Annotated in this window: 14 protein-coding genes and 1 riboswitch; of the genes, 3 read left to right on the top strand and 11 right to left on the bottom strand. The window is 70.6% G+C overall.

Features of this window, described 5'->3' with window-relative positions:
- Nucleotides 1-631: 631 nt before the first annotated feature.
- From KWI83_RS03955 to KWI83_RS03935, 5 genes are all read right to left on the bottom strand, one after another.
- On the bottom strand, nt 632-1,804 hold the full coding sequence (locus KWI83_RS03955) for a hypothetical protein (RefSeq protein ID WP_218512843.1): 1,173 nt from the start codon (nt 1,802-1,804) through the stop codon (nt 632-634).
- A gap of 32 nt (nt 1,805-1,836) precedes the next feature.
- On the bottom strand, nt 1,837-2,859 hold the full coding sequence (locus KWI83_RS03950) for a C40 family peptidase (protein WP_218512842.1): 1,023 nt from the start codon (nt 2,857-2,859) through the stop codon (nt 1,837-1,839).
- A gap of 245 nt (nt 2,860-3,104) precedes the next feature.
- Nucleotides 3,105-4,139: a C40 family peptidase gene (locus KWI83_RS03945; protein WP_218512841.1), complete on the bottom strand. Its 1,035-nt coding sequence runs from the start codon at nt 4,137-4,139 to the stop codon at nt 3,105-3,107.
- Nucleotides 4,140-4,379: 240 nt separating this feature from the next.
- Entirely contained in the window at nt 4,380-5,729 is a 1,350-nt protein-coding gene (locus tag KWI83_RS03940; RefSeq protein ID WP_218512840.1) for an NYN domain-containing protein, read from the bottom strand.
- 35 nt (nt 5,730-5,764) lie between these two features.
- Nucleotides 5,765-6,004 (bottom strand): hypothetical protein, encoded by a 240-nt coding sequence (locus KWI83_RS03935; RefSeq protein WP_171115436.1) that lies wholly within the window; start codon nt 6,002-6,004, stop codon nt 5,765-5,767.
- A 174-nt stretch (nt 6,005-6,178) separates the two neighbouring features.
- Here KWI83_RS03935 and KWI83_RS03930 point away from each other — a divergent pair, with 174 nt between their 5' ends.
- Both KWI83_RS03930 and KWI83_RS03925 read left to right on the top strand, forming a co-directional pair.
- Nucleotides 6,179-6,913: a rhomboid family intramembrane serine protease gene (locus KWI83_RS03930; RefSeq protein ID WP_218512839.1), complete on the top strand. Its 735-nt coding sequence runs from the start codon at nt 6,179-6,181 to the stop codon at nt 6,911-6,913.
- Nucleotides 6,910-7,191, top strand: coding sequence for an Lrp/AsnC family transcriptional regulator (locus KWI83_RS03925; RefSeq protein WP_141314915.1), 282 nt, complete (start codon nt 6,910-6,912; stop codon nt 7,189-7,191). Before KWI83_RS03930 ends, KWI83_RS03925 begins: the two co-directional genes overlap by 4 nt.
- A 373-nt stretch (nt 7,192-7,564) precedes the next feature.
- Here the strand turns inward: KWI83_RS03925 and KWI83_RS03920 are convergent, their stop codons facing one another.
- The 6 genes from KWI83_RS03920 to KWI83_RS03895 all read right to left on the bottom strand — a co-directional run bounded on the left by KWI83_RS03920 (nt 7,565) and on the right by KWI83_RS03895 (nt 14,633).
- Nucleotides 7,565-8,926, bottom strand: a complete 1,362-nt coding sequence (locus KWI83_RS03920; RefSeq protein WP_218512838.1) for an aminotransferase class V-fold PLP-dependent enzyme — start codon at nt 8,924-8,926, stop codon at nt 7,565-7,567.
- Nucleotides 8,927-9,056: 130 nt separating this feature from the next.
- A riboswitch (SAM riboswitch) is annotated at nt 9,057-9,173 on the bottom strand.
- Nucleotides 9,174-9,252: 79 nt separating this feature from the next.
- Nucleotides 9,253-10,317 (bottom strand): anthranilate phosphoribosyltransferase, encoded by a 1,065-nt coding sequence (trpD, locus tag KWI83_RS03915; RefSeq protein ID WP_218512837.1) that lies wholly within the window; start codon nt 10,315-10,317, stop codon nt 9,253-9,255.
- A gap of 137 nt (nt 10,318-10,454) precedes the next feature.
- Nucleotides 10,455-12,092: a cytochrome bc complex cytochrome b subunit gene (locus tag KWI83_RS03910; RefSeq protein WP_218512836.1), complete on the bottom strand. Its 1,638-nt coding sequence runs from the start codon at nt 12,090-12,092 to the stop codon at nt 10,455-10,457.
- Nucleotides 12,089-13,138, bottom strand: coding sequence for a ubiquinol-cytochrome c reductase iron-sulfur subunit (locus KWI83_RS03905; RefSeq protein WP_218512835.1), 1,050 nt, complete (start codon nt 13,136-13,138; stop codon nt 12,089-12,091). Before KWI83_RS03905 ends, KWI83_RS03910 begins: the two co-directional genes overlap by 4 nt.
- Nucleotides 13,135-13,947: a c-type cytochrome gene (locus KWI83_RS03900; protein WP_218512834.1), complete on the bottom strand. Its 813-nt coding sequence runs from the start codon at nt 13,945-13,947 to the stop codon at nt 13,135-13,137. Before KWI83_RS03900 ends, KWI83_RS03905 begins: the two co-directional genes overlap by 4 nt.
- 65 nt (nt 13,948-14,012) lie before the next feature.
- Nucleotides 14,013-14,633 carry a heme-copper oxidase subunit III gene (locus tag KWI83_RS03895; protein WP_218512833.1) on the bottom strand — a complete coding sequence of 207 codons (621 nt, stop codon included), beginning with the start codon at nt 14,631-14,633 and terminating at the stop codon, nt 14,013-14,015.
- 144 nt (nt 14,634-14,777) lie between these two features.
- Here KWI83_RS03895 and KWI83_RS03890 point away from each other — a divergent pair, with 144 nt between their 5' ends.
- Nucleotides 14,778-15,179: a hypothetical protein gene (locus tag KWI83_RS03890; protein ID WP_218512832.1), complete on the top strand. Its 402-nt coding sequence runs from the start codon at nt 14,778-14,780 to the stop codon at nt 15,177-15,179.
- Nucleotides 15,180-15,203 lie beyond the last annotated feature (24 nt).

Below are 15,203 nucleotides of genomic sequence, written 5' to 3'. Positions count from 1 at the left end.
CGGCAGCTGGCCGGGGCCCCGTACGGGCGGGAGGAGGCGGGCGATCTGTTCCGGCAGGGCACGCTGCGGGTGGCCCGGGCCACCGGCGAGGCGGAACGGGCGCGGCTGAAGGAGGCGATCGCCGTACTGGACCCGCCTCGGCCGAACTGGACCCGCCTCAGCCGAACTGACCCCCCGCCTCAGCCACACACAGCCCCGCCCGGCGACACCCCACCTCAGCCACACATACCCGCCCAGCCAGACCCTCCTCAGCCGCACGCACCCCCGCCCGGCCAGAGTTCACCTCTGCCACACATGCCCCCGCCCGACCAGAGTTCACCTCAGCCACACAAGCCCGCCCTGGCCAGAATTCACCTCAGCCACACAAGCCCCGCCATGGCCAGAATCCACCTCAGCCACAGAAGCCCCCGGCACCACCCAGAGTTCACCTCAGCCACACAAGCCCCCGCCCCACCGAGAGTTCACCTCAGCCACACAAGCCCCCGCCCCGGCCAGAGTTCACCTCAGCCCCCATCCGGCCATAGCCACCTCAGCCACACACACCCGCAGAGCCACACCCCACCTCAGCCACACACACCCGCCCAGCCACACCCCACCTCAGCCCCACACACCCGCCCGGCGACACCCCACCTCAGCCGAACTCAGCCCGCAGATACTCCCGCCACCACCCCGTGAACTCCCCCGGCGAGGTCCCCAGCACCCCCGTCATGGCGGCCTCCACCCCGTTCGCCCCCACCGCCCGGTAGAACTCGCCGAGCCGCCGCTCGCCCCACCGCTGCTCGATCAGTCGGCAGGCCATCCAGCCGCCCTCGTAGGCCTGCGCCAGCGCGGTCGAGTCCCCGGTGAAGCCGAAGTCGCCGTTGTTCGGCAGTGCGGTCGGCACGTCCCCCGCGGCGACCGCCCGCGCCAGCTCCGGCGCGGTCTCGGCCGGGGTGCGTCCGCTGTCGCGGTAGCCGACCCAGTCGGCGTATCCCTCGGACAGCCACAGCGGGGTGCCGGAGTTGGTGTGGGCGCGGGTGGCGACATGGGTGGTCTCGTGGGTGAGGACCACCTGCTTGCCGACGGAGCCCAGGACGCCGTACGCCTCGGGGTTGACGATGATCCGGTCGGCGGGCGCCCGCGCCGTCCCCGTCTCGCCGGTGGTCACCGCGGCGATCCCCCGGTAGGAGGTGGCGGGCGACCCGAGCAGTCCCGCCATCGCCTCCAGCGACTGAGGTACGAGCACGACGACGTGCCCGCTCCAGTCCGTGCCCCACGCCCGCGACACCGCGGGCACGGCCCGGTCGCCGAGATCCGCGTAGAGCCCCAGTGTCCTGCGGGACTGCCCGACGCCGAGCACCAGGCTGTGCTCGCCGCGGACGACGGTCACCGGGCCCCGGTCCCACAGTTGCTCGGCGGAGTTCGGCGCGGGCCGGTCCGAGGTGACGGACCAGCCGCCGTCCGCGTCCCGGGTCAGGCCCAGGGTGCGCCGGGTCGTGACGGGCGCCTTGTCGAAACCCTCGATCCGGTAGCGCAGTTCGGCGTCGGCGGTGGCCTCGTCGCCGGTGCGGTGCAGCTCCGTCAGCCGGTACGACCAGCCCGCCAGCGGAAGCGCGGCCACCTGGGCGAAACCCGTCGCCGACCCGGTGCTCCGGTAGCCGCTCTCGTCGTGGTCGAGGACCGCGGCCGCCCGCCGGTCGAGCAGCCGCTGCACGTCGGCCCGTGCGGTGTCCGTGGTGGGCCCGCCCCCGCAGGCGACCAGGGAGACGAGCAGCAGACAGAGTGCCACGACCGAGGAACCCGACGCCCGCCTTCGACCTGCCACCTTCCCGATCGTACGGGGCCCGCGCCGCCCGGTCAGACCCTGGTGACTCCGGAGACCGGCATCATGCCGACCGGGTCGTAGCGCACCGGCGCGCCCGGGTAGGGGGCGTGGATGACCTGGCCGTTTCCCATGTACATCGCGACATGGCTGGCGTCGGACCGGTAGGTGATCAGGTCGCCGGGCTGGGCCTCGGAGAGCGGCACCTGACGGCCGGCCGCGCGCTGGCCCTGCGAGGTGCGCGGCAGCGCGATCCCGGCCTGCGCGTACGACCACTGCATCAGGCCGGAGCAGTCGAAGCCGCCGGGACCGGCCGCGCCCCACACATAGGGCCTGCCGAGCGCGGCGCGGGCGGCGGCAACCGCGGCGGCGGCACGACCGGAGGCGGGGACGGCACTTCCGGGACCGGGCATGTCGAAGCGGCCGGAGCGGGAGGCCCGGTCATAGGCGGCGCGTTCGTCGTCGGGCAGGGCGTTGAGGAGTGCGCGGGCCTGGGCGAGCTTCTTCTCGACGGTGCGCTTGTGGGAGGCGACGGCCTTGCGGCTCTTCTCCAGCTCGCCGAGCTTCTCGGCGGCCTGCGCGCGCTCCTGCGTGAGCGTGCGCATGGCCTCCTGGAGGTCCGTCAGCTGCCCGGCCTGGTGGAAGCTGATCCGGTCCAGGACGGCGGCCTTGTCGAGGTAGTCGTCCGGGTCGTCGGAGAACAGCAGGGCCAGGGTGGGGTCGAGGCCGCCGGAGCGGTACTGGGCGCCGGCCAGCGAACCCAGCGCCTCCCGCAGGGAGTTGATGTGGTCCTGCTGCCGGGCGATCCGGTCCTGTGCCCGGCTCACCTGCCCGCGCAGCGCGTCGGCGCGCTCGTCGGCCTTGTTGTAGGCCTCGGTGGCCTTCTCGGCCTCCGCGTAGAGGCGGTCCACCTCGGCGCGGGTGTCGTCGAGCGGCGCGGCCTGCGCCGGTACGGCGGCGACGGCGGCCGCGGCGGCCGACACCACGCCGACGGCGAGACGCACCACGCAGGCGCCCCGGTCGAACCCGGACGGTGCAAGGCGGCGATGAGACCCCACGAGAAGCCGCGCTCCTTCCACTGGCGGACAGGAAAATCCCCCGGCACCGGGCGGCAGCCCGACCATGGGGGAAACGCGGCAGACAGTAGCCCCGTCGCGGGGCACCGGCCAAAGACCTCGGCGGGCCCTCAACGCCCCACCCCGCCGCTGACGCAGGTCATGGGCGGGGTGGGGGTCACAGCCCGGTCCCGTAATTCGCCCGAACGGGCGGCACGGTTACTTGATCTTGAGGTCCCCGAAGGGAATCAGATCCGGACGCCGAACTGGTACGGCATGTTGTTGATCGACTCGTAGCGCACGACCGTGCCGGGGCGCGGGGCATGCAGCACCTGGCCGTTGCCCGCGTAGAAGCCGACGTGGTGCAGGTCGCCGTAGAAGATGACCAGGTCTCCGACCTTGAGGTCGGCCTGGCTGTAGATGCGCGTACCGGCGCTGGCCTGGGCCTGCGAGGTGCGCGGTATGCCGACGCCGGCCTGGGCGAAGGCCCAGGAGGTCAGGCCGGAGCAGTCGAAGGAGGACGGACCGGAGGCGCCGTAGACGTAGGGCGAGCCGATCTTGCTCTGGGCGGCCTGGAAGGCGGCCATGGCCCGGCCGGAGGCGGCGCCGGTGTTGCCGAGGTCCACCCGGGCCTCGGAGGACCGGCTGGCCCGCTGCTCCTCGGCGGCCAGCGCCGCCTTCTCCGCGGCGGTGAGGGAGTTGAGCAGCTTCTGCGCCTCGGCGAGCTTGCCCTGCACCTCGCTCTTCTTCTTGCCCAGCTCGGTGCGGGTGGCGGCGAGGTCCTTGAGCTTGCCGGAGGCCTCGGCGCGCTCCTGGGCGAGTTCGCGCTGCTTCTCCTGGATCTTCTTCAGGGCCTCGACCTGCTGGGCGCTCAACTGGTCGAGCGTGGAGGCCTTGTCGAGGTAGTCGTCCGGGTCGGCGGAGAGGAAGAGCTGCAGGGAGGGGTCGATGCCGCCCGAGCGGTACTGGGCGCTGGCCATCGCACCGAGGCCCTCGCGCAGCTCGTTGACCTCTTCCTGGCCGCGGGCGACGTTGTCCTGGATGGTGGAGATCTCCTTCTGGAGCTTCTCCTGCTTCTCCTTGGCCCCGTTGTACTTCTCGGTGGCCTGCTCGGCTTCCTCGTAGAGCTTGTCGACCTTGGCCTTGACCTCGTCCTTGCTCGGCTTCTCGCTCGGCGCGGCGTTGGCGGCCTGCGAGCCGAGAGCGACGGCAGCGGCGGCTGCGGTGGTCAGCACGGTCACGCGGGTGCGACTGGGCTGCTTGGGTCGACGGTGGGACGCCACGGGGGCAATCTCCTTCTTGTGAGTGATCACCCGATCGGAGGTTCGAGGCCAGACCCTAGTGACCTCGCTGTGATCAGATCAAATCCTCGCAAGGAAAATCTCGGTGACTGAGCGCATCCTTTACCTACAACTCACATGCAGTGATGCATGTTGACGCTACGTTGCGTGACGGTCCCGTCAATTCGGGCATTCTCCGGGCACATTGCACGCTTGGGGCGTACGTTGCGCATGGGACGTACGTCAGCTGCGCGAGAGGCGCTTCAGCAGCACCGCCGACGCCACCGGCCGCGCCCCCGCCCGGGCCACCCCGTCGGCCACCTCCCGGTCGGTCGAGACGACGACGACCGGACGCCCGGGCGGCTCGGCGCGCACCAGCTGGCGGATCAACTCGTCGGCGGTGACGCCCGGTTTGGAGAAGAGCACCCGCACCCCGCGCGGCGGCGCCAGCAGCACCGGCGCGGCCAGTTCGGCCCCGTCGAAGACACAGGTCACCTCGGCGCCGGACTGCGCGGCGAGCTGCGAGAGCTGCCCGAGCAGCCGCAACCGCTGCTTCTCCAGCGGCATTTGGGGATAGCCGGTCTTGGTGACGTTGTAGCCGTCGACGACCAGGTGCGCCTGCGGCAGCGCCAGCAGCTGGTCGAGAATCGCGGGGTCGTTCTCGGACAAGGCCCGTGCGGCGATGTCCTTCGGAGTCATTCGTCCCGGTTCGACCGCGTCCACGGTCTCGGCGGGGCGTACGGACACCGGCGGCAGCGCCAGTTCCCGGCGCAGCCCCTGCGCCGCGTCCAGCACGGTGTCGAGCAGCAGCCGTACCCGCATGTCCTCGACGCTGCGCCCCTCGCGCGCGGCCCGGCGGGTGGCCTCCAGGGCGGCCTCCGCCTCCCCCAGCCTCGCCTTCAGCCGCCGTGCCTCGCTCTCGGCGGCGGACACCTGGGCCTGGCCCTCGGCGCGCACGGCCTCCATCTCGGCCTGCACCTTGCGCAGCGCCGCCTCGCCGCGCTTGACGTCGCTGAGCGCGGCCCGCAGCTTGCGGTGAAGCGATTCGGCTTCCTTGCGGGCGCCGTCCAGCTCGGCGCGCAGCCGCTCGGTCTCGGCGCGGGTGTGGTCGCGGGCGGCGGCGAGTTCGGTGCGCAGCCGCTCCAGCTCGGCGCGGTTCTCCTCGTCGGCCCGCTCGGCGTCGGCCCGCAGGGCCTCCTCACCGGCGGCCGCGACCAGCTTCACCCAGCCGGTCGGGCGCAGCACATAGGCGGCGGCCGCCACGTCCAGCGGGTCCGCGGCCGGCGGCGGCGATCCGGCGTCGAGGGCACCGGCCAGCTCGGGCTGGGCCTCGCGGAACTTCTCCCCGATGCGCTGCCGGAACAGCGGGTCGGTCTCCACCGCCGCGGCCATCGCGTTACCGGCGAACTTGGCCCGGCGATTCGGGGCGAACCGGGCGTACTGCCGCAGTTGTGCGGGCAGTTCGGCCATCGTCAGCCCGCCGAAGCCGTCGGAGACGATCTGCACGACCCTTCGGCGCACTCCTTCGGGCAGCGGACGATCGAGCACCTCAGCGGCGCCGTCGCCCGGCCCCCCGCCTGCGGTCTCCACCATCCGTCACCCCAATGCCCCTGCGGGGCCGGTCCCTGTCAGGAGCCGGCGCCCGGCCTGTCCACGAGTTCCACCTGATCCACGGCGTTGCACCACCGGCACCGCACCGACTCGATCGTCTCACTGACCACCTCGCGTTCCTCGACCCTCGGCTCACCGGCGAGGTCCAGGTGGACGTACTCGACGACCTTCGAGGAGCGGGTCACGTCGAAGCGCGTCAGATTGCCGCAGAGGGTGCAGCGCCACCGCGTGGTGTCGGTCGGCAGGGGAACCGTCATCGTGGCTGTTCGCTTTCCTTCTAGTTTCGGTGATGCGTAGCTTCCGTGATGCGCCAGTTTCCCTGGTGCGTGTGGCTCGTAACCCTACGGCCTGGCGGGTCCTCGACGCCCCGCCCGTCCCGGGCGGCGAGGCGGTCTGTGCGGTTGCGTCCGCTTACGTCATGCTCTGTGTCCATGATCAGCCTCTGGAGCGCGGTGGGCCGCCGGGCGGTCCGCCGACCGCAGGCGCCGGTGATGTACGGACTGATCGCCCTGTGCTGCCTGATCTTCCTCATCGGCCCCGCCTCGGGCCTCAGTCCGGCGTACGGCTCCGGCGACGAGCTGCTCGCCGTGCAGCGGGCGTACTTCCGCCACTGGGGGGTGATCCCCGCAGAACTGTTCGAGGGTTCCCCCCGTGCCGCCCTCACCCCGGCGACGGCCCTCTTCGTGCACGGCAGCTGGGTGCACCTGCTGGGCAACATGCTCTTCCTCTACGTCTTCGGGGTGATGACCGAGGAACGGATGGGCCGCGTCGAGTTCACCCTCTTCTACCTCGGCTGCGGCTACCTCGCGCTGCTGGGGTACGCGGCGGCCAACGCCCGCTCCGAGCAGTCCCTGGTCGGCGCGTCGGGCGCGATCTCGGCGGTCCTCGGGGCCTTCCTGTTCCTCTTTCCCCGGGCCCGGGTGACCAGCCTGCTGCCGTTCCTGTTCTTCCTGCCGCTGCGCTTCCCGGCGTGGGTGGTGCTGCCCTTCTGGGTGGCGCTGCAGTGGCTGGCGGCGGGCCGGGCGCCCAGCGGGCCGGGGGTGGCCTATCTGGCCCACCTGGTGGGGTTCGGCCTGGGCTTCGCGTACGCGTGGGCGCGGTTCGGCCGGACGACTAGAGTGAAGGTCGCCCCAGCTCCGGCCCCCGAGGGAGAGAACCAGCCGTGATCACCGCGATCGTCCTGATCAAGACCAGCGTGGACCGGATCCCCGAGATCGCCGAGCAGATCGCCGCGCTGGACTCCGTCAGCGAGGTCTTCTCCGTCACCGGCACCTACGACCTGATCGCCATGGTCCGCGTGAAGCGGCACGACGACCTCGCCGACGTCATCCCCGGCAGCATCAGCAAGATCCCCGGCGTGGAGGCGACGGACACCCACGTGGCGTTCCGGACGTACTCCCAGCACGACCTGGAGGCGGCGTTCGCGATCGGGCTGGACAGCTAAGCGCTCCGCGGGAAGCGCCGCGAGGGGCCGTCGATCGTCCGCGGGCCCGTCGCGGCTGGTCGCGCGGTTCCTCACACCCCCGAAGGAGGCGGACGGGTAGTCGGCGTCGCCCCGAGCGCCCGCTGCCATCGCGGTGGACCATCCCCTTGGCGCGGACGGCGGCCGGCGCCCCGTCCTCGGGGAGCGGCCCGTGGTCCAGCACGGCGTCCCGCGGGTTCGGCCCGTCCACGAACTCCGTCGCCATCCAGGGGCGTCCGTCGTCGGTGTCGGCGTCGGCCCGGGATCCGTCTCCCACAGCGCCTGCGCCCTGTGCGCCCCCTGTCCCGCGTACGGCTGCCGAGGGGAGCGCATACGCCGAGTTCGCGTCAGCGGTTCACACGGCGGGGACGCAACGCCCGTCCACCGTGCGGTAGTTCCACTTCGCGCCGTCGCGGACCAGTTCCCGCACCGCCGCGACGAACCGCTCGACATGCTCGTCCGGCGTACCCGCCCCGAAGCTCACCCGGATCGCGTTGAGCGACTTCTCGCCGGGAGCCGCCTCGGGGGCGCCGCACTCGCCCTGGGTCTGCGGGTCGCTGCCGAGCAGGGTGCGCACGAGGGGGTGGGCGCAGAAGAGGCCGTCGCGGACGCCGATGCCGTACTCGGCGGAGAGGGCCGCGGCGAAGTGCGAGCTGTTCCAGCCGCCGACGACGAAGGAGAGCACGCCGACACGGGGGGCGTCGTCGCCGAACAGGGACAGGATCCTGACCTCGGGGACCTCGGCGAGGCCCTCCCGGACCGTCCGGATCAGGTGCTGCTCACGGGCGGTGAGCGCGTCGAAACCGGCCTCGGTGAGGGCCTTGCAGGCCGACGCGACGGCGTAGGCGCCGATGACGTTCGGGGAGCCCGCCTCGTGCCGGGCGGCGCCCTCGTGCCACTCCACGTCCACGCCGCCGTCCGCCCGCCGGGCGACCTTGCGGCTGGCGCCGCCGCCCGCGAGATACGGCTCGGCCGCGCGCAGCCAGTCGGCGCGGCCCGCGAGGACGCCGGAGCCGAAGGGGGCGTACAGCTTGTGCCCGGAGAAGGCGACCCAGTCGACGTCCAACTCCCGTACGGACAGCGGGTGGTGGGGCGCCAGCTGGGCGGCGTCCAGCACGATCCGGGCGCCGTGCGCGTGCGCGGCCGCGGCGAGCTCCCGTACCGGCCACAGCTCGCCGGTGACGTTGGAGGCGCCCGTGACGCAGACCAGGGCCGGGCCGTAGGAGTCACGGTCGGCGAGCGCCCGCTCCAGGGTCCGCACGGCCTGCTGCGGGGTGCGCGGCGCGTTGAGGTAGGTGACGTGGGCGTCGCGCCAGGGCAGCAGGGAGGCGTGGTGCTCGGTCTCGAAGACGAAGACCTGGCAGCCCGCGGGGAGGGCGGCGGCGAGCAGGTTCAGCGAGTCGGTGGTGGACCTAGTGAAGACCACCTGGTCGTCGCCGCGGCAGTCGAGGAACTCGGCGACGGTCCGGCGAGCGTTCTCGAACAGGTCGGTGGAGAGCTGGGAGAGGTAGCCGGCGCCGCGGTGGACGCTGCCGTAGTACGGCGCGTAGGCCGCCACGTCGTCCCAGACGCGCTGGAGGGCGGGGGCGCTGGCCGCGTAGTCGAGGGCGGCGTAGGTGACTTCGCCCCCGGTGACGAGCGGGACGGTGACATCCCAGCCCAGAACGGGCAGCGGGGCACAAACGGTCTGGTCGGCGGCAGCGGTGGAGACGGACATGGGGGAACTCCCGTGAGAGACAGAGAGGTAAGGAGAAAAGGGGTGTGCGGAGGCGGGGCGCGACCGGCCCTAACGCATTCGCTTGCTCACGGAAGACTCCTCGACGACCAGGACCCCTGGTTTCGCGAGGGGTCCGCGCTTGCCGTAGACCTCGCTGCCCACGGCCTGGTCTTCACCCGGGGCACCCCGCCACGGACGGAGGGTTGCCGGACAGTCGGCCGGGGCCTCATGACTGTCACTCATGACCTGAACAGGAACGTACGTGAAAGGATCGGCGTCCCGCAACCCGGGTCCGGATCGCGGGACGCGCGCCGCACTCCGTCCGGTTACGCGTTGCTGACGGCCACCCAGCGGTCCAGGACGCGCTTGGCGGCCCCGGAGTCGATCGACTCGGCCGCCTTGGCCATGCCCACGCGGATCTGTTCGGTCAGCGGCCCGTCACCCGGCCGCAGTGCCACCAGCGCCGCCGCCGCGTTGAGCAGGACCGCGTCCCGTACGGGGCCGGGCTCGCCGTCCAGCAGGCGCCGGGCGACCTCCGCGTTGTAGGACGCGTCGGCGCCGCGCAGCGCCTCCACCGGCACCAGGTCGATGCCCGCCTCGCGCGGGTCGAAGGTCTCCTCGGTCACCTGGCCGTCCCGGACCACCCACACCCGGGACGTCGACGTGGTCGTCAGCTCGTCGAGGCCGTCGTCACCGCGGAAGACCAGCGAGGAGTTGCCACGTTCGGCGAAGACACCGGCGACGATCGGCGCCATCCGGAGGTCCGCGACGCCCACCGCCTGGGCCTTGACCTTCGCCGGGTTCGTCAGCGGGCCCAGGAAGTTGAACGTCGTCCGGATGCCCAGCTGGCCTCGCGCCGCCGCCACATGACGCAGCGCCGGGTGGAACTTCACCGCGAAGCAGAAGGTGATACCGGCCTCCTCGGCGACCTCGGCGACCCGCTGCGGCGTCAGCTCCAGATTGACGCCCAGTTTCTCCAGCACGTCGGACGCGCCCGAGGCGGAGGACGCGGCGCGGTTGCCGTGCTTGACGACCTTCGCGCCCGTACCGGCGATGACGATCGCCGACATGGTGGAGATGTTCACCGTCTTCGCGCCGTCGCCGCCGGTCCCGACGATGTCGACCGTCTCCCCCGGCACCTCGATCACGTTCGCGTGCTCGTACATCGTCCGTACGAGACCGGTGATCTCCTCGACGGTCTCGCCCTTGGCCCGCAGCGCCACCGCGAACCCGGCGATCTGCGCGTCCGTCGCCTCGCCCCGCATGATCAGATCCATCGCCCAGGCGGTGTCGTCCGCGCTCAGGTCACGGCCGTCCAGCAGGCCGTTCAGCAGGGCGGGCCAGGAGCGGCCCGCCGCGGTGTCGCCTCCAGCGGGGGTCACAGCGCTCATAAGCCGCTCCTGGGTCAGTCCCGTCGTACGGGACACGTGTCTCGAACAAGGTCCACCCTATCCAGCCCGGGGGACGGCGAAGGGCCCCGTCCGGACATCGGACGGGGCCCTTCGCCGTGGCGTGGCGAGTGCAGCGATCAGTGGTGGCCGTGGCCGCTCGTGATCTCCTTGTACTCCTCGACGGAGGGCTTGGGGATCTGGGCGTCCCCACCGAAGTACGCGTTGCTGAGCTTGGCGCGCAGCTTCTCGGAGCCCTTCACCTTGCGCTCGACACCGTTCTCGTCGACCGTCGGACCGATCTCGGCCGGCTGGTACTGCTCGTGTGCCGTGAGCGTGTACAGGGCCTCCTGGCTGAGCGGCTCGTGGACCTCGATGAACTCACCGTGCGGCAGGCGCTTGATGGTGCCGGTCTCCCGGCCGTGCAGCACCTTGTCCCTGTCCCGGCGCTGCAGGCCGAGGCAGATCCGCTTGGTGATGATGAACGCGATGACGGGCCCCACGAAGAACCCGATCCGGACGAACCAGGTGACCGCGTTGATCGACAGGTGGAAGTGCGTGGCGACGATGTCGTTGCCACCGCCGATCAGCATGATCATGTACGCGGTGACCCAGGCGACACCGAAGGCGGTCCGGGTCGGGGCGTTGCGCGGCCGGTCCAGGATGTGGTGCTCGCGCTTGTCCCCGGTGATCCACGCCTCGATGAACGGGTACAGCGCGATCACGGCGAGGAACACACCGAACAGCACCAGCGGGACGAACACGCCCAGGACCAGCGTGTGACCCCAGAAGTTGATCTCCCAGCCGGGCATGGCGCGGACCAGGCCTTCGGCGAAGCCCATGTACCAGTCGGGCTGGGCGCCGGTGGACACAAGGTCCGGACGGTACGGGCCGAGCACCCAGATCGGGTTGACGGTCGCGATGGCGGACAGGGCCGCGATCAGACCGAAGACCAGGAAGAAGAAGCCTCCGGCCTTGGCCATGTAGACCGGCAGCAGCGGCATGCCCACGACGTTCTTGTTGGTCTTTCCGGGGCCCGCGAACTGCGTGTGCTTGTGGTAGAAGACCAGGATCAGGTGCGCCACCACGAGGCCGAGCATGATGCCCGGCAGCAGCAGGATGTGGATCGAGTAGAAGCGGGCCACGAAGTCGGTGCCCGGGAACTCGCCGCCGAACAGGAAGAACGAGATGTACGTGCCCACGATCGGCATGGACAGGATCGCGCCCTGGGTGAAGCGGACACCGGTGCCGGAGAGCAGGTCGTCCGGGAGCGAGTAACCGGTGAAACCGGTGAACATGCCGAGGACGAACAGCAGGAAGCCGAACAGCCAGTTGATCTCACGCGGCTTGCGGAACGCGCCGGTGAAGAAGACGCGCATCATGTGCACGAACATGCCGGCGAGGAAGATGATCGCCGCCCAGTGGTGGATCTGCCGGATCAGCAGACCGCCGCGCACGTCGAAGCTGATGTCGAGCGTGGAGGCGTACGCCTCACTCATCAGCACGCCCTGCATGGGGACGTAACTGCCGTGGTACTCCACCTCGTTCATCGACGGGTGGAAGAACAGCGTCAGGTACACACCCGTGAGGATGATGATGAGGAAGGTGTACAGGCAGATCTCGCCCAGCATGAAGGACCAGTGGTCCGGGAAGATCTTGCGCATGTTGGCCTTGGCCAGGGAGTAGATCCCGAGCCGGCCGTCGGCCCAGTCGGCGACGCGCTCGCCGGCCGGTGCCTTCCCGCGAGAGCGGGACTCGGAGGGGGTCGTAGTGCTCATCCGCGCTCCCAGAATGCAGGACCGACGGGCTCTTCGAAGTCGCCGAGCGCCTCGAGGTAACCCTCGTCGTTCACCCCGATGCGCAGCTGCGGCAGGGGGTGACCGGCGGGGCCGAAGATGACCCGGGCACCGTCGGAGAGGTCGAAGGTGGACTGGTGGCAGGGGCACAGCACGTGGTGCGTCTGCTGCTCGTACAGCGAGACCGGGCAACCGACGTGGGTGCAGATCTTCGAGTACGCCACGATGCCCTCGTGCGACCACTCGAGCTCGCGCTGGTCCTTGATGTCCTCCGGCTGGATCCGGACGACCATCACGGCGGCCTTGGCGATCTCGGTGTTGAAGTCGTGGTCGTGCTCCTCCAGGCCCTCGGGCTTGACGAAGGTGAGGGAGCCGACGATGACGTCGGAGGGACGCAGCGGCTCGTTCGTGTTCATGTTGACGAGCCGCTTGCCCCTCCTCCACAGGGTGTGGCGGAGCTTGTCCTCGGGCAGCGGGCCGAGGTCGCGCAGCAGCACGACGCCGGACAGCGGCACCAGGGTGAGCGCGCCGAGCATCGTGTTGCGGATCAGCTTGCGGCGGCCGAGCGCGGACTCCTTGGCACCCTGCCGGAAGTCGGCGTGGACCTTCGCGCGGACCTCGGGGGAGGCCTCGATCGGGTGCCGCTCGTCGGCGACCTCCACGTCGGACATCAGGGTGCGGGCCCAGTGGACCGCGCCCGCGCCGATGCAGAACAGCGCGAGGCCGAGGGTCATGCCGAGCGCGAAGTTCAGCGCGCTGATGTGCCCGAGCGGCCAGATGTAGACGGACTTGTCGATCGGGATCGCCACGAACGAGGCGATGAAGCCGATCGTGGCCAGCATCGACACCGTGAACAGCAGGGCCACCGTGCGCTCGGACCGCTTGGCGGCCCGCTCGTCGATGTCCTGGATCCGGTGCTCGTGCGGGGGCAGACCCGGGTCCGCGAACGGGTGCTTCTCGTCGGCGACGTCGACCGCGCCGCCTCGCTCGGCGGGCAGGTTCTCTTCTGGGATGTCTTGGCTACTCATGACTTCTTGGCCTTTGCGGTCCGGGCGGCGACCCACACGGCGACGGCGATCAGTCCGCCGAGACCGAAGATCCAGCCGAAGAGGCCCTCACTGACCGGCCCGAGGCCGCCCAGTCCCAGACCGCCGGGGCTCTCCGTATCGGGGCTGTTGACCGCCTCCAGGTACGCGATGATGTCCTTCTTGTTCTGCTCGGTCAGCACCGTGTCAGGGAAGGACGGCATGTTCTGCGGGCCGGTCAGCATGGCCTCGTAGAGGTGCTTCTGGGAGACGCCTTCCAGGGACGGCGCGTACTTGCCGTGGGTCAGCGCGCCGCCCTTGCCGGTGAAGTTGTGGCACTGCGCGCAGTTGGTGCGGAACAGCTGGCCGCCCTCGGCGCTGTCCGCGCCCTCCGTGCTGTACTGCTCCTCGGTCGGAATGGCCGGGCCGGGGCCGAGCGAGGCGATGTACGCGGCGAGCTGGTCGATCTGGGCCTGGCTGTAGACGACCTTCTTCTCCGGGATCTGGGCGCCCTGGGAGGTCGCGGCGGGCATACGGCCGGTGCCGACCTGGAAGTCGACGGCCGCCGCGCCCACGCCGACCAGGCTGGGACCGTCGGAGGTGCCCTGACCGCCGGTGCCGTGGCAGCTGGCGCAGCCGACGGCGTAGAGCTTCTTGCCCTCTTCGATGGCGAGGGACTGGGCGGTGTCATCGGCCTGCGCCTTACCCGCAGGCGCGAGCGCGGTGTACAGCACCCCCGTGGCCGCCAGCGCGAGGAGTAGGACGACGACCGCCGCCAGCGGATGGCGTCGTCGTGCGGAGAGCTTTTTCACGGATTACCCCGGTGTCAGGATCTTCTGCGTCGAGTCTTCTGGATTGCGCGGGAACGGGTCCCGGGCTACTTGATCATGTAGATCGTGGCGAAGAGGCCGATCCAGACGACGTCGACGAAGTGCCAGTAGTAGGACACGACGATGGCGGCGGTCGCCTGCTCGTGGGTGAACCTCCGGGCCGCGTAGGTACGGCCGAGGACCAGCAGGAAGGCGATGAGTCCGCCCGTCACGTGCAGGCCGTGGAAGCCGGTGGTCAGGTAGAAGACCGAGCCGTACGGGTCGGAGGAGAGCGTGAGGCCCTCGTGCTTGACCAGCTCGGTGTACTCGAAGACCTGACCGCCGATGAAGATGGCACCCATCACGAACGTGACGATGAACCACATCCGGAGCTTCTTGACGTCACCGCGCTCGGCGGCGAAGACGCCCAGCTGGCAGGTGAGGGAGGAGAGCACCAGGATCGTGGTGTTGGTCGCCGAGAACGGGAAGTTCAAGGCGTCCGCCTTATCACTCCAGAACTCGGGCCCTGTCACCGATCGCAGGGTGAAGTACATCGCGAAGAGGGCCGCGAAGAACATCAGCTCGGAACTCAGCCAGATGATGGTTCCGACGCTGGTGAGGTTCGGCCGGTTGACCGACGGGTGCGCGTGCCCGGTATCTACTGTCGTTGCTGTCGCCACGACCGACATTATGTCGGTCGCTTATCCCGCCCTCACCCCGGGGGGTGCCGTTCGGAGTGTCTCCTCGCTTCGGACTGGTGTTGACGTGGTGTTCAAGGGAGTAGCATCCGCGTCACGGGCCTTGCCGTACGACGCCGAAGTCACGGAGGAACCATGCAGCCGACCGCCACCGTGCTGGTCTACAGCGACGACTCCAACACCCGCCAGCAGGTGCGGCTCGCGACCGGCCGCCGGCCCGCTCCGGACGTCCCCGTGGTGGAGTTCGTCGAGTGTGCGACTCCGGGCGCGGTCATCAGGGAGCTGGACAAGGGCGGGATCGATGTCTGCGTCCTGGACGGCGAGGCCGTGCCCATGGGGGGCATGGGGGTGTGCCGGCAGATCAAGGACGAGGTGTTCGACTGTCCGCCGGTGCTGCTGCTCATCGGGCGGCCCCAGGACGCGTGGCTGGCCACGTGGAGCCGGGCCGACGCGGCGGTGACGTTGCCGGTGGAGCCGGTGGAGTTCGCTTCGGCGTTGGCTGGGTTGTTGCGGTCCAAGAGGCTTATGAGCGCCTGAGGGGGCGTTTCGGCCGGTTGTGTG

It is taken from the genome of Streptomyces sp. TRM70350, from assembly GCF_019219825.1.
Lineage (GTDB): Bacteria > Actinomycetota > Actinomycetes > Streptomycetales > Streptomycetaceae > Streptomyces.
This window is presented reverse-complemented; position numbering and strand designations above follow the sequence as displayed.